Raw genomic sequence first — 13,574 nt, forward strand, 5'->3', positions numbered from 1 at the left:
AAAGCAGAGCGGCGAGTATAACGGCGAACTGCCGGATGCCGACGCTGGTCTCAATGGCAGTGCTATATAGTCCCGTATCAACCGTGTTCAGGAGAGTCTCCATGCGTATCGCTTCCCGTGTCATCGGCGGTGTCCTCGCCGTCACCCTGCTGAGCCAACTCACCGCCTGCGGGTCGATTTTCTACCCCGACCGCCGTGGCCAGATCGATGGCAAGATCGACCCGACCATTGCCGTGCTCGATGCCGTGGGCCTGTTGTTCTACGTGATCCCTGGCCTGATCGCGTTCGGCGTCGACTTCGCCACGGGCGCGATCTATTTCGAACCCGGCAAGACTGCCCAGGTCGACCCGGAAAAACTCCACGAAGCCATCGGCGCCGACGGCAAGGTCGACAACGCCAAGCTGCAAAGCATCATCCAGAAGGAAACCGGCCGCACCCTGCCGCTGGACGACCCACGCATGATCCAGTTCAAGGGCAGCGTGCAACAACTTGCGCTCCTGGGCCTGAAACCCGCCGCCTAAGGAACGTTTATGACCAGCAGTCCCGAACACGCCCGGCTGTTGCGCCTGGCCACCCGCGCCTCGGTGGGCGTGGCCTGTGCGTTGATCGTCACCAAGGCGATTGCCTGGTGGCTCAGCGGCTCGGTGAGCATGCTCGCCGGGTTGACCGACTCACTGCTCGATGGCGTGACCTCGCTGCTGAACCTGCTGGCCGTGCATTACGCCCTGCGCCCGGCCGATGACGATCACCGTTACGGCCATGGCAAGGCGGAGTCGCTGGCGGGCATGGCCCAGGCGTTGTTCATTGGTGGCAGTGCGGTGTTGATCGCCTTGCAGGCCTACGAGCGCCTGCAGCATCCGGAACCGGTCGGCGCGCCGTGGCTGAGCATCGGGGTGATTGTATTTTCCCTGGTACTGACCGTGGCGCTGCTGATGCTGCAACACCGGGTTGTGCGCGAAACCGGTTCCAATGCCGTGCGGGCAGACTCGTTGCACTACCGCTCGGACCTGCTGCTCAACGGCAGCATCCTGGTGGCGCTGGTGCTGGCGGGCATGGGCTTTCATCAAGTCGACGCCTGGTTCGGCCTGGGCATCGCTGCCTACATTTTGTGGAGCGCGATCCAGATCGCCAGGGAAAGCTTTGCGGTGTTGATGGACGAGGAACTGCCGCCGGACGTCAGCCAGCACATGCTGGAACTGGCGCGAGGCGTACCGGGGGTGTTGGGTGCCCATGACCTGCGCACGCGCATCTCCGGCAACCATTGGTTCGTGCAGTTGCACCTGGAACTGCCGGGGGAGTTGACGCTGTCAGTGGCCCACGGCATCAGCGACCAGGCCGCCGATGCCATTCACGCAGCCTACCCGCGGGCCGAAGTGCTGGTGCACGCCGACCCACGGGAAGTGGTCACGGGCGCCAAGGCCTAGTACTGCACCTGATACCCGCGACTGCTCAGGCAGTTGCCCTGGGCCTGGCGGTAGGTTTGCACCACCGCCGGGTCAGGGGCGTAGGTGACCGCCTGCGGGTCGAAGCCGCTTTGTTGCACTGCCCAGCGATAACAGTCGTAGCCGTCCTGCTGCACTTGCGCCGGTGACTGCCCGTTGGCGGGATAGGCCACCACGTCATAGCCATTGCCTTGGGGTGCTGGCTGCGGTGCCGGCACTTGCGTCGGCGGTTGCACCACCACGTATTGCTGGGTGCTTTGTTCGTAGGCGTAGTAGGCGCCAGCGGCCAGGAACAGCAGCGAGCCACCTACCCACACTTCACGCGCATAGTCCGGCAGGTAATGCACGCGGATGCCATACGGCGGCGCCACGACCACATAGCGTGGGCCTTGGGGGCGGTACCAGTAGCCGCCGGAGAAGAAGTAATCCTGGCCACGGTACGGCACCCGGTAGTTGCGGTCGGGGAAGCGGTCGACAACATAGCCAGGCCGATACTGGGGGCCGGGGCCCCAGCCGTTGCCATGGCCGTCGGGGCGACCTGGCCAGCGGTTATCGTTGGGATGCCCGTTGTAGCCAGGCCGCGAACCTGGGCCGCCGGCCTCCCAATTGCGGTTGTCGTCGTTGCGTCGAGGAATGTCACGGTAGTAACCCTGACGCGGTTCCTGGGTCTGGCGCACGGTATCGGGGCGACTCTGGATCGGCAGGTTGTTCGCAGGCTGCGGGGCTGGCCGAGGCTGTTCGGCACCTTGCGGGCGACCTTGCCACTGCCCGCCACCGTGGGGCGATTGCTCGGCGCGATCAAAATGCGGGTTCTGTGGACGTGGCTGATTATTTTCCGGCCGGGGTTGATTGTTCTGGGGCTGCGGGCGCGGTTGGTTATTCTGCGGGCGCGGCTGTTCGTTACCTTGCCCTTGCCGACCGCCCTCCGGCCCTCTTTCATGCTGGCCGCCACCCTCAGGGCGCGGCTCGTCGGCCATCACTTGCGTGCCGAAGGTGACCATCAGCAAACCTACACCTGCCATACGCCAGATGCGCTTCATGCTATTCCTCACTGCGGATAAGGGCCTGGAAGGTCCGGCCTCATAGATGAGACTGGAAAAGCCCCGCCCGGTTCTGAGACAGGTTATCAGTCACAGGAACAATTTTCTTAAGGCAAAAGAAAAGGGGTGACCCGTCGGCCACCCCTTGAGAACTTCGTCCATGCTCAACGCTTTTGACGTTGGCTCACCTCACGCCGTCTTGTGGACAGTGTGCAGCCTGGAGGCCGGCTCGACCCTGCTGGGGTGGCGGCCGCAGCAAGCCTGATTGGGCGAGCTGCTGTGGACTGTTGTCCAGGCGGTGATTCTGTTGATAACGATACAGGCCAGCGCCGGACAGATGATTGCGAAGATTGCGTCAATAAACAGTGCTTGCGCAATTTTTAACCCTTCATGGATAATTCACCGCAATAGTTACGACAAAGGCCAACCCAATGAGCAAGCTTGACCGATACGACCTGAGTATTTTGGCGGAATTGCAGCGCGACGCGAGGATCTCCAACCAGGAGTTGGCCGAGCGTATCGGCCTGTCGCCTTCGCCCTGCTCACGCCGCGTCAAGCAGTTAGAGGACGACGGCTACATCGCGCGCCAGGTCGCCCTGCTCGACCGCAAGATGCTCGGCCTGAGCCTCACCGCCTATGTGCTGATCGGCATGGACCGCCACACCCCCGAGCGTTTCGAGAACTTCGAAGCGGCCATCCGCACCCTGCCCCAGGTGCTGGAATGCAGCCTGGTCACCGGGATGGATGCGGACTATCAGTTGAAAGTGGTGGTGCCGGACATGGACCACTATCAGAAACTGCTGCTGGGCCACCTCACCCGGATCGAAGGCGTGACCAGCGTGCGCTCGAGCTTTGTGCTGAACCAGGTGCTCAACAGCACCGAGCTGCCGCTGACCCACCTGCGCACCTGATCCCATGAACAATGAAGATCAAATGTGGGAGGGGGCTTGCCCCCGATGGAGTATCAGTCACCAGATACACAGCCTGACACACCGCTATCGGGGGCAAGCCCCCTCCCACATTTGGCCCGTGTTTCAACAGTGAAGTCTGCGTGCGACGCACCGACGCAGGTCAATGTTGCGCCTGTGCCACTGCCGTATACTTGCCGCCTGCCCCGTTGGAAGAGCCCATGAACAACATCGACCCCGCCCTGTTCGAAGAATGGATGATGACCGGCCTGGTCACTATCCTGATCATTTTCATGGGCTTTATCGTCTGGGACCTGGCGAAGAAATCCAAGGCCGGGCGCTTTGGTTCGTTCATCCTGTTTTTCGTACTGGGCCTGGGCGTGGCCGCGTTCATCATCAAGAGCGTAGTGATCGGCCTCATCGAATCCGGCGCTTTATAAACGCGCCGGCACTTCCTTCCATTGGCCTTGGTCCAGGCCGTCGATTGTCCAATCGCCAATACGCACCCGCACCAGGCGCAAGGTCGGCAGGCCCACGGCGGCGGTCATGCGCCGAACCTGGCGGTTACGCCCCTCTCGAATCACCAGTTCAAGCCAGTACGTCGGTAGGTTTTTGCGAAAGCGCACCGGCGGGTTGCGCGGCCATAACGCCGGCTCATCCAAACGCCGGGCCTCGGCGGGCAAGGTTTTGCCGTCGTTGAGCTCTACGCCGTCGCGCAGGCGTTGCAGCAATGCTTCGGTGGGTTCGCCCTCCACCTGCACCCAGTAGGTTTTCGCCAGCTTGTGCTTGGGGTCGGCAATACGCGCCTGCAGCTGGCCGTCGTTGGTCAGCAACAACAGACCTTCGCTGTCACGGTCCAGGCGACCTGCCGGGTAGATGCCGGGGATGTCGATAAAGTCCTTGAGCGTCGCGCGCCCGCCTTCGTCGCTGAACTGGGTCAGCACATCGAAGGGTTTATTGAACAAGACCAACTTCGGCTCGGCCGGTGGCGCCTTGGCAACACGGCGCGCGGCAGAATACGGAGGTTTCACGCCAGGGCGGCGCGAATCGGGACGGGTGGGACGGGACATGGTAAAGGAACATCTAACGGTCAGGACCGACAATGCTAGTGGCCTGACCGCTAAATGACCATCCCAACCGCTTAGCGGAACGGCGGTTCGTCGAAGCTGCGCAGTTTGCGCGAGTGCAGCGAGTTGAGTTCGGTGCGCAACAGGTCCACCGCCTCGATACCGATCTTCAAGTGCTGGCTGACCGCACGTTCGTAGAACGCGTTGGCCGAGCCCGGCAGCTTGATCTCGCTGTGCAGTGGCTTGTCCGACACACACAACAACGTGCCGTACGGTACGCGCAAGCGGTAGCCCTGGGCGGCGATGGTGCCGCTTTCCATGTCCACCGCCACGGCGCGGGACAGGTTGATCAACGGCCGTTCCTGAGCCCAGCGCAGTTCCCAGTTGCGGTCGTCGTAGGTCAGCACGGTGCCGGTACGCAGGCGTTTTTTCAGTTCTTCGCCTTTCTCACCGGTAACATTCGCCGCCGCCTGCTGCAAGGCCATCTGCACTTCGGCCAGGGCCGGGATCGGGATGTTCGGCGGTACCACCCGGTCGAGAATCCCATCGCGGCGCATATAGGCGTGGGCCAGTACGTAGTCGCCGATGGTCTGGGATTGGCGCAGGCCGCCACAGTGGCCAATCATCAGCCAGCAATGCGGACGCAGCACCGCCAGGTGGTCGGTGATGTTCTTGGCGTTGGACGGGCCAACACCGATGTTCACCAGGGTCACGCCGTGGCCATCGCTGGCCTGCAGGTGATAGGCCGGCATCTGGTAGCGGTGCCACACTACGCCGGCGGCAATCGCCGAGGCTTCGCCGTGGTCCATGCTCTTGTCGATGATGACGTTGCCCGGCAGCACCATGCGGATAAAACGCGGGTCGCTGCGCAGTTGTTCCAGGCCATGCAGGATGAACTGGTCGACATAACGGTGGTAGTTGGTCAGCAGGATCCACGGCTGCACATGGCGCCAGTCGCTGCCGGTGTAATGCACCAGCCGACGCAGGGAAAAGTCCACGCGCGCCGCATCGAACAGGGCCAGGGGCAGCGGGTCGGTGTTTTCCCAGTCGTAGAGGCCATCGGCGATGCCATCGGTGGCGGCCGACAGGTCGGTGCTGGGGAACACGCGCGCCAAGGTCGCGGCGGTCACTCCGGAGCCGGCCAGTTCGTCGCCCTGCTCCACCACGTACGGATAAGGAATGTTCTGCTGGCTGACGCCCACTTCCACGGTCACGGTGAAGTCGTGCATCAGCGGCACCAGTTGTTCCAGCAAATACTTACGGAACGCTGCCGGATGCGTGACGGTTACGCTGTAGGTCCCGGGTAACTGGACCTTGGCATACGCCCGGGTAGTCTGTGGGACTTCGCCGTGGCAGTGGTAAGTCAGGCGCAGTTCCGGGTAGCGAAACAGCGCGCGTTGTTCGGCGTCGGGTTCGACGCGGTCCTTGAGGTATTGCTTGAGGGCTTGATTGAGCGCGCCGGTAGCCCGCTCATGCAGGGCCGCCAGCCGATCCACGGCTTCTTCGGCGGTTTGAACGACAACAAAAGCTTCGGTCACGGTAAGCATCCTGTGTTCTGACTTGCAGGCCTTTATCTTGCCTGTATCCCTGTCAGACGCAAACCTTGAATTGGAGTGCCCTCTCAAGAGGGCTGCAATCCCTGTGGGAGGGGGCTTGCTCCCGATAGCGGTGGGTCAGTTTACAGATAGGCTGACTGACACTCAGCCATCGGGAGCAAGCCCCCTCCCACATTTGGACCGTGTTTATTCAGATACATTGGGGCTTGAGCGCGCGACGATGGCCCCGACATCGACGCCACGCGGCAAAGTGCCGTAGACGCGGCCAGACGACTGGCCCAAACGGCTGGCGATAAAACCATCGCTGACCGCCGCATGACCGGCCTCCAGCAACAGCTTGGCCTGCAAAGCCACGGCAATATCCTCGGTCAACTGCCGCGCGCGGTACTGGATGTCCTGGGTGTCCATGAACGCCGACTTCAGGTGTTCGATATGCCGTGCCAGTTGCTTATCGCCATGCCCGTCACCGAGTTCGACAAACAGCGCTTCCAGCACGCCGGGCTCCTTGGACAGTACGCGCAGCACGTCCAGGCATTGCACATTGCCGGAACCTTCCCACGTCGAATTCACCGGCGCTTCACGGTACAGGCGCGGCAGAATGCTGTCCTCCACATAGCCCGCGCCGCCCATGCACTCGGCGGCTTCGTTGATCATCGCCGGGGCGCGCTTGCAGATCCAATACTTGCCCACCGCCGTTACCAGCCGAGCGAACTTGGCTTCGCGCTCATCGCCCAGGTTGTCCAGGGCGCAGCCCATGCGCATGCTCAAGGCCAGCGAGGCTTCGCTTTCCAGGGCGAGGTCGGCCAGCACGTTTTGCATCAGCGGCTGCTCGCTGAGCACACGGCCACCGACCCGGCGATGAGCACAGTGATGGCTGGCCTGGGTCAGCGCCTGGCGCATCAAGGCACTGGAACCGACCATGCAATCGAAGCGGGTCATGGCGACCATCTCGATGATGGTGGGCACGCCACGCCCCTCTTCGCCGATCATCCAGGCCAGGGCCCCACGAAACTCCACTTCACTGGACGCATTGGAGCAGTTGCCCAATTTGTTTTTCAGGCGCTGGATATAGAACTCGTTGCGGGTGTCATCCGGGCGGTGCCGGGGCAGCAGGAAACAGGTCAGGCCTTTGTCGGTCTGGGCCAGGGTCAGAAAGGCATCGCACATCGGCGCCGAGCAGAACCACTTGTGACCGACCAGCTCATAGGCTTGCCCTGGCCCGCCGGCGCCCACCGGATAGGCGCGGGTGGTGTTGGCGCGCACGTCGGTGCCGCCCTGCTTCTCCGTCATCGCCATGCCGATGGTTGCACCGGCCTTGTGGGCAATGCCGACATTGCGCGGTTCATAGTGGGTGCTGAGGATTTTCGGCAGCCAGGTCTGCGCCAGGTCGGGTTGCAGGCGCAGGGCCGGGACGCAGGCAAAAGTCATGGTCAGCGGGCAGCCGGTGCCGGCCTCAGCCTGACTGTGCAGGTAGGTCATGGCCGCACGCGCCACATGGGCACCGGACTGTGGATGGGCCCACGGCAACGACGGCAGGCCATGCTCGACCGCGGCGCGCATCAGCTCGTGGTAGGCCGGGTGAAACTCCACCAGGTCGATGCGATGCCCATACCGGTCATGGCTGCTGAACACCGGTTTGTTCTGGTTGGCCAGGAACCCGGCCGCCATCAGCGGCCCGCCGGCCAACGCCCCGTACGCATCGATGCGCGCCTGCGCCCAGCCGGCGCCAAAGCGCCGCGACCAGTCTTGCAGGGGCACGTCGATGCGGTACAGGTTGGTGCCGTCCAGGGAGGGCGGCTGGTTGGTGACGTCGTGGGTTTCGGCGAACTGATGCAGGTTCATGACGGGCCTCCTGGAAAAAGGCCCTGTCGAATGCGCACCTACCCATAAAGAAAGGCGCAGATCGATTGAGGCCGGTTTTTTCAGTTAAGCACCGTCATCCGGGTTAAAAAAGTGGCATACCCGCCGAATGCCCGGCGCTTTCGCCCTCGAGCGCGCTCAACAAGCGGCGCTCCAGTACCGACTGCAGCGCCTCGAAGCGCACCGGCTTGGCCAGGCGGTCGGTGATGCCGATGCCATGACCGCGCTCGCGCTCGGACGTATTCAGCGACGTACTCAAGGCGATCACCGGCAATTCACCGCAGCCCGGCAGTGCACGGATCTGACAACACAACGAGAAGCCGCCTTCGGGCACATCCAGCAAGACCGCGTCGAAGCTTTGCCCCTGCAAGGCCGCCAACGCCGCCGGGCCACTGTCAACGGTTTTCACCCGGTAACCCAGCTTGAGCAACATGCCGCGCACCGCCAACTGGCCGACGCTGTTGTCATCCACCAGCAATACCGCGCAATCCTGGGGCGCGCGTTGCCGGCCGGGCGCCGGTTTTGCCTCGATCGGCACCGGGCTGACGTTCACGTCCAGCTGGAAGCGGCTGCCCTTGTGCGGCTCGGAATGATGGGTAAGGCGCCCGCCCAACAGCTCGATCAATTGCCGGCAGATGGCCAGGCCGATGCCCAGGCCGCCGTATTCGCGGGTCATGGAGCCATCGAGTTGGAAAAAGCGCTGGTACAAGGTCGCCTCGTCAAGGAAGGCGAAGCCAATACCGGTGTCGGTCACAATGAAGCTCAGGCGCACATCGCCGTCACTGTGAGTCACACCCACCACCCGCAGGCGCACGGAACCTTCGCGGGTGAACTTGAACGCATTGTCCAACAGGCAATCCAGGCACTGGAGCAGTTTGTCGGCGTCGCCCACCATGCGGTCCGGCAGCTCATCGGCCACATCGATGGAAAACGCCAGGCCTTTGCCTTGGGCACTGGTGGTGAATTGCTGGCGCAGGGTGTCGAGCACGCCCCGCAGGCTGAATACCCGAGGCTGGGCACTCAGGCGCCCGGCCTGCAATTCGGTGAGGGTGAGGATGCCATTGACCATGCGCATCATGTCCCGTGCCGAACCGGCGGCCGTTTGCTGGTACTGCGCCAGGTCGTCGTCCAGCGGCACCGTTTGCATCAGCTCAAGGGAGCCGATCACACCGTTCATGGGCGTGCGCAGTTCGTGGGTCAGCGTCGCGAGGAATTCATCCTTGAGACGGTTGCTGCGGGCCAGTTGCTGGTTGAGCACTTCGAGCTTCTGGCTGGCATCGAACAGGATCTGTGCCTGTTGTTCACGCATGGCATTGATGCGGTCGGCGAGGGCCAGGGATAACAGCGCCACTTCAATTGCCGAGCCGATCTGGCTGGCGTACATGGTGAGGAACACATTGGGCAAGTAGCCCAGCACCATCAGCGTGTTCACCACCCCGCCCAGCAGGAACGCCGACCAGGCGATGATGAAATACCGCGCCACTCGCTGGCCGCAGTACCAGGCCTTGATGGCGGCGACGAAGATGGTCACGGTGAATACCAGCGCCAGGCCGGTCGCCAGGCGCAAGGCCAGGGCGTAGCTGGTCAGCAGCGCCAGCGCCATCACTACGCCGCCGCACATCGCCAGTGCCAGCAAGAGCCGGTTGAGCCAGCGGCTGTGCTGCGCGGTATGCAGGAAGCTGCGGGCGAACAGGCTGCCGAACAGCGCCGCCGAACCGATCAGCAACGGCACCGCCGCATTCGCCCACCACGGGCTGTTCGGCCAGAAGTACTGCACCGCCACGCCATTGACCGACAGTTGGTACAGGCCAAACGAGGCGATATAGAGGATGTAATACAGGTAGCTGGTGTCGCGCACGCTCAGGTAGATGAACAGGTTGTAGACCAGCATCCCCAGCAGGACGCCATAGATCACCCCCAGCACAGACAGGCGCAGCGGTTGTTGCTCCAGGTAAGCGGTGCCGGCCCAGAGCGTCAACGGCGCCTGGATCGAGCCCTCGCTTTGCAGGCGCAGGTAGAGCGTTTGCTGCTGGTCGGGCACGAAATTGAGCTTGAACAGGTAGTTGCTCTGGCTGACTTCACGGCTGGAAAAAGGCAGCGCACTGCCGGTGCGGCTGGCCAGCCGATAGTTACCGGTGCCATCGTTCTGGTACAGGTCCAGATGATTCAGCGGCGGGTAAGCCAACTCCAGGAACCAGGTGCGGGGGGCACGGGGGTCCCTGGCCACGTAATGCAGGTCGACCTTGAGCCAGAACACGGAGCGCGAATAGCCGGCGTTGAGGGTGGCTTTGTCATGGTGCTTGAATTGAGCGGCGTAGGCGGGGGAGCTTACTTCGGCGATGGTGAGGGCATCGGTGGGGTCTTCGAGCACTTGCATGGCTCGGCCCAGCGGCAGGCTTCGGGTGTCCTGGTTGAACTCGATGGCGCTGGCGAGCATCGGTAGCCCGCACAACAATAAGATCAGCAAATAGCGCATGCGAGCCCCAGCGTGGCCTGTCCGGTTATGTCAAAAGCCCCCCATTCCTTTTGAGAAGACGTACACCGGCGGTACAGTTAAGTTGTTTGAATCCACTTTAGCATAGCCGCTAAAGGCCATTGGACACCATTGAAATAATTTTTTGAAAGGCTCTAGAACAAGGCTTTCAGAGCGTTTTCGCAGCCGAGCACACGCCAAAAAAGCGGCGTTTGCGCGACAACATTCAACCATCGCCCGAAGGCCCCGCCAAAAGCGTTTGGTGGTAAGCTCGCGCACCATGAATATCTACAGCTCTCGCCCCGTTGTCCTCTGTCTCTCCGGCCATGATCCCAGTGGTGGCGCCGGCTTGCAGGCAGATATCGAAGCCCTCCTCGCCCAAGGCTGCCATGCGGCCCCGGCCGTCACTGCCCTGACCGTGCAGAACACCGTCAATGTCAGCGATTTCCGCGTACTGGACCGTGAGTGGGTAATGGCCCAGGCCAATGCCGTCCTCGGTGACTCCGACGTGGCGGCGGTCAAGCTGGGCATGCTCGGCTCCACCGCGATGGTCGACACCGTGGTCGAACTGCTGCAGGCGCACCCGCACCTGCCGGTGGTGTGCGACCCGGTGCTGCGCGCCGGCGGCGGCGGCAGCCTGGGCAAGGACGAAGTCGGCTATGCCATGCGCGAGCGGCTGTTGCCGTTGTCGCTGATCGCCACGCCGAACCTGCCTGAAGCCCGTATCCTCGCCGAACTGCCCGAGGGCACCGCCGACGAATGCGCCGAGAAGCTGTTGCCGTTTATCAAGCATCTGTTGATCACCGGCGGCCATGGCGATGAGCACGAAGTGCACAACCGTCTCTACAGCCGTGATGGCACGCGCCAGACCTTTACCTGCCAGCGCCTGCCCGGCAGCTATCACGGGTCGGGCTGCACCCTGGCCAGCGCCCTGGCCGGACGGATCGCCCAAGGCGAAGGGCTGGTGAGTGCGGTGCAGTCGGCACTTAACTACACTTGGCGCACCCTGCGTGACGCCGAACAACTCGGCCAGGGCCAGTTCGTACCGCGCCGTCTGCCACTGGATTTCTGCTCGTAACTATCTGCTCTTAACAGCAAGAGGCCTGCCCGATGAAACTACGTGGCCTTTACGCCATTACCGACAGCCAACTGTTGGCCGGCAAGTTCCTCGCCTACGTCGAAGCGGCATTGGACGGTGGCGTGACCCTGCTGCAGTACCGCGACAAAAGCAGCGATGAAGCCCGGCGCCTGCGCGAAGCCGAAAAACTGCGGGAGCTGTGCTCGCGCTACAAGACCCAGCTTATTATCAATGATGACTTCGACCTGGCCGCACGCCTGGGCGTCGGCGTGCACCTGGGCCAGACCGACGGCCCACTGACACCGGCCCGTGCGTTGCTCGGTTCCAAGGCGATCATCGGCGCCACCTGCCACGGCCAGATCGAACTGGCCGAACAGGCGGCAAAAGAAGGCGCCAGCTATGTCGCCTTCGGCCGCTTCTTCAATTCCAACACCAAGCCGGGCGCTCCGGCCGCCACCGTTGAAATGCTCGCCGAGGCCCGCAAGCGCCTGCATGTGCCGATCTGCGTGATCGGCGGCATCACCCTGGAAAACGCCGCACCGCTGGTGGCCCAGGGTGCCGACCTGCTGGCCGTGGTCCACGGCCTGTTCGGTGCCGACAGTACCCAGGAAGTCACGCGCCGCGCCCGCGCCTTCAACGAACTCATCAAATCCTGAATTCAGAGAGCCCTCACCATGTCTCGTTCCGAAACCCTGTTTGCCGATGCCCAGAAACACATCCCCGGCGGTGTGAACTCCCCCGTGCGTGCGTTCAAAAGCGTGGGCGGCACGCCGTTGTTCTTCAAGCATGCCGAAGGCGCCTACGTCACCGACGAAGATGACAAGCGCTACGTGGATTACGTCGGCTCCTGGGGCCCGATGATCCTCGGCCACAGCCACCCCGACGTGCTGGACGCCGTGCGCAGGCAGCTGGAACACGGCCTGTCCTACGGCGCGCCGACCGCCATGGAAACCGAGATGGCCGATCTGGTCTGCAGCATCGTGCCTTCGATGGAGATGGTGCGCATGGTCAGCTCCGGCACCGAAGCCACCATGAGTGCGATTCGCCTGGCCCGTGGTTTCACCGGCCGCGACAGCATCATCAAGTTCGAAGGCTGCTACCACGGCCATTCCGACAGCCTGCTGGTCAAAGCCGGTTCCGGCGCGCTGACCCAAGGCGTACCCAGCTCGGCCGGCGTACCGGCAGCGTTCGCCAAACACACCCTGACCCTGCCGTTCAACGACATCGGCGCCGTCGAGCAGATGCTCAGCGAAGTCGGCCAGGACGTGGCGTGCATCATCGTCGAGCCGGTGGCCGGCAACATGAACTGCGTGCCGCCCGCCCCGGGCTTTCTGGAAGGCCTGCGCGAACAGTGCGACAAGCACGGCGTGGTGCTGATTTTCGACGAAGTGATGACCGGCTTCCGCGTTGCCCTCGGCGGTGCCCAGGCGCACTACGGCGTCACGCCGGACCTGAGCACATTCGGCAAGATCATCGGGGGCGGCATGCCCGTGGGCTGCTTCGGCGGCAAGCGCGAGATCATGCAGCACATCGCGCCGCTGGGCCCGGTGTACCAGGCCGGCACACTCTCGGGTAACCCGCTGGCCATGGCGGCCGGCCTGACCACCCTGCGCCTGATCAGCCGCCCGGGCTTCCACGCCGAGCTGACCGACTACACCACCCGCCTGCTGGACGGCCTGCAACAGCGCGCCGACGCCGCCGGTATCCCGTTCGTGACCACGCAAGCGGGCGGCATGTTTGGCCTGTACTTCAGCGGCGCCGATGACATCGTCACCTTTGATGATGTGATGGGCAGCGATGCCGACCTGTTCAAGCGCTTCTTCCACCTGATGCTGGAAGGCGGCGTGTACCTGGCGCCGAGTGCCTTCGAAGCCGGCTTCACCTCGATCGCCCATGGCGACGCCGAGCTGAAACTGACCCTGGATGCCGCCGAACGCGCCTTCGCCGCACTGAAATAAGCCGGAGCAAAAACCTGACGTCGCGGTGGGCGGCGTCAGATTTGCTACTTTGCCTACAGGGATTTCCTTATTTTTCCGAGAATTTACCTGCAATCCGGCAGATAACTTGCCTAAGCAGCAGAAAAACGAGTAAAGACTTTGTAAGCAGAGGCCTGCTTATTTCATAATGCGCGCTTATTGGATCCCCCGAGG

At 62.9% G+C, this 13,574-nt stretch carries 12 protein-coding genes; 7 read left to right on the forward strand and 5 right to left on the reverse strand.

What is annotated here, in order from left to right; translation table 11 throughout:
* Nucleotides 1-101 precede the first annotated feature (101 nt).
* On the forward strand, nucleotides 102-521 hold the full coding sequence (locus tag BB029_RS04365; RefSeq protein WP_065938349.1) for a polyribonucleotide nucleotidyltransferase: 420 nt from the start codon (nucleotides 102-104) through the stop codon (nucleotides 519-521).
* A gap of 9 nt (nucleotides 522-530) precedes the next feature.
* Nucleotides 531-1,424: a cation diffusion facilitator family transporter gene (locus BB029_RS04370; protein WP_065938350.1), complete on the forward strand. Its 894-nt coding sequence runs from the start codon at nucleotides 531-533 to the stop codon at nucleotides 1,422-1,424.
* On the opposite strand, the gene BB029_RS04375 is transcribed toward BB029_RS04370, so the two are convergent.
* Complete coding sequence (locus BB029_RS04375) at nucleotides 1,421-2,482, reverse strand: DUF6515 family protein (protein WP_065938351.1); 1,062 nt, start codon at nucleotides 2,480-2,482, stop codon at nucleotides 1,421-1,423. The genes BB029_RS04370 and BB029_RS04375 overlap by 4 nt on opposite strands.
* 431 nt (nucleotides 2,483-2,913) lie before the next feature.
* Here BB029_RS04375 and BB029_RS04380 point away from each other — a divergent pair, with 431 nt between their 5' ends.
* Entirely contained in the window at nucleotides 2,914-3,393 is a 480-nt protein-coding gene (locus BB029_RS04380) for an Lrp/AsnC family transcriptional regulator (RefSeq protein WP_003194418.1), read from the forward strand.
* Between the two features lie 227 nt (nucleotides 3,394-3,620).
* Nucleotides 3,621-3,830: a DUF2788 domain-containing protein gene (locus BB029_RS04385; protein ID WP_025999909.1), complete on the forward strand. Its 210-nt coding sequence runs from the start codon at nucleotides 3,621-3,623 to the stop codon at nucleotides 3,828-3,830.
* Here BB029_RS04385 and BB029_RS04390 read toward each other — a convergent pair.
* The 4 genes from BB029_RS04390 to BB029_RS04405 form a co-directional block, all read right to left on the reverse strand.
* Nucleotides 3,825-4,460, reverse strand: a complete 636-nt coding sequence (locus BB029_RS04390; protein WP_027605265.1) for a pseudouridine synthase — start codon at nucleotides 4,458-4,460, stop codon at nucleotides 3,825-3,827. The two genes, BB029_RS04385 and BB029_RS04390, sit on opposite strands and share 6 nt — an antisense overlap.
* A gap of 71 nt (nucleotides 4,461-4,531) precedes the next feature.
* Nucleotides 4,532-6,004 carry an AMP nucleosidase gene (gene amn, locus BB029_RS04395; RefSeq protein ID WP_024077553.1) on the reverse strand — a complete coding sequence of 491 codons (1,473 nt, stop codon included), beginning with the start codon at nucleotides 6,002-6,004 and terminating at the stop codon, nucleotides 4,532-4,534.
* 195 nt (nucleotides 6,005-6,199) lie between these two features.
* The gene (locus BB029_RS04400) at nucleotides 6,200-7,855 is read right to left on the reverse strand and encodes an acyl-CoA dehydrogenase family protein (RefSeq protein ID WP_065938352.1); all 1,656 of its coding nucleotides are present in this window, start codon (nucleotides 7,853-7,855) and stop codon (nucleotides 6,200-6,202) included.
* Between the two features lie 103 nt (nucleotides 7,856-7,958).
* Nucleotides 7,959-10,349: a hybrid sensor histidine kinase/response regulator gene (locus BB029_RS04405; protein WP_065938353.1), complete on the reverse strand. Its 2,391-nt coding sequence runs from the start codon at nucleotides 10,347-10,349 to the stop codon at nucleotides 7,959-7,961.
* Nucleotides 10,350-10,626: 277 nt separating this feature from the next.
* Here BB029_RS04405 and BB029_RS04410 point away from each other — a divergent pair, with 277 nt between their 5' ends.
* From BB029_RS04410 to hemL, 3 genes are read left to right on the forward strand one after another with little or no spacing between them, the layout of a single operon-like run.
* Nucleotides 10,627-11,424 (forward strand): hydroxymethylpyrimidine/phosphomethylpyrimidine kinase, encoded by a 798-nt coding sequence (locus BB029_RS04410; protein WP_065938354.1) that lies wholly within the window; start codon nucleotides 10,627-10,629, stop codon nucleotides 11,422-11,424.
* Between the two features lie 32 nt (nucleotides 11,425-11,456).
* Nucleotides 11,457-12,080 carry a thiamine phosphate synthase gene (thiE, locus tag BB029_RS04415; protein WP_065938355.1) on the forward strand — a complete coding sequence of 208 codons (624 nt, stop codon included), beginning with the start codon at nucleotides 11,457-11,459 and terminating at the stop codon, nucleotides 12,078-12,080.
* 18 nt (nucleotides 12,081-12,098) lie between these two features.
* Nucleotides 12,099-13,382, forward strand: coding sequence for a glutamate-1-semialdehyde 2,1-aminomutase (hemL, locus tag BB029_RS04420; RefSeq protein ID WP_027605259.1), 1,284 nt, complete (start codon nucleotides 12,099-12,101; stop codon nucleotides 13,380-13,382).
* The last annotated feature ends 192 nt before the right edge of the window (nucleotides 13,383-13,574 follow it).

Origin of the sequence: Pseudomonas sp. S3E12 (assembly GCF_001702295.1) — a bacterium.
Lineage (GTDB): Bacteria > Pseudomonadota > Gammaproteobacteria > Pseudomonadales > Pseudomonadaceae > Aquipseudomonas > Aquipseudomonas marginalis.

Excerpts from the sequence above, each read along its gene's own strand:
- BB029_RS04365 (WP_065938349.1), top strand. The coding sequence starts at position 102 with ATGCGTATCGCTTCCCGTGTCATCGGCGGTGTCCTCGCCGTCACCCTG.
- BB029_RS04370 (WP_065938350.1), top strand. The coding sequence starts at position 531 with ATGACCAGCAGTCCCGAACACGCCCGGCTGTTGCGCCTGGCCACCCGC.
- BB029_RS04375 (WP_065938351.1), bottom strand. The coding sequence starts at position 2,482 with ATGAAGCGCATCTGGCGTATGGCAGGTGTAGGTTTGCTGATGGTCACC.
- BB029_RS04380 (WP_003194418.1), top strand. The coding sequence starts at position 2,914 with ATGAGCAAGCTTGACCGATACGACCTGAGTATTTTGGCGGAATTGCAG.
- BB029_RS04390 (WP_027605265.1), bottom strand. The coding sequence starts at position 4,460 with ATGTCCCGTCCCACCCGTCCCGATTCGCGCCGCCCTGGCGTGAAACCT.
- amn (WP_024077553.1), bottom strand. The coding sequence starts at position 6,004 with ATGCTTACCGTGACCGAAGCTTTTGTTGTCGTTCAAACCGCCGAAGAA.
- BB029_RS04400 (WP_065938352.1), bottom strand. The coding sequence starts at position 7,855 with ATGAACCTGCATCAGTTCGCCGAAACCCACGACGTCACCAACCAGCCG.
- BB029_RS04405 (WP_065938353.1), bottom strand. The coding sequence starts at position 10,349 with ATGCGCTATTTGCTGATCTTATTGTTGTGCGGGCTACCGATGCTCGCC.
- BB029_RS04410 (WP_065938354.1), top strand. The coding sequence starts at position 10,627 with ATGAATATCTACAGCTCTCGCCCCGTTGTCCTCTGTCTCTCCGGCCAT.
- thiE (WP_065938355.1), top strand. The coding sequence starts at position 11,457 with ATGAAACTACGTGGCCTTTACGCCATTACCGACAGCCAACTGTTGGCC.
- hemL (WP_027605259.1), top strand. The coding sequence starts at position 12,099 with ATGTCTCGTTCCGAAACCCTGTTTGCCGATGCCCAGAAACACATCCCC.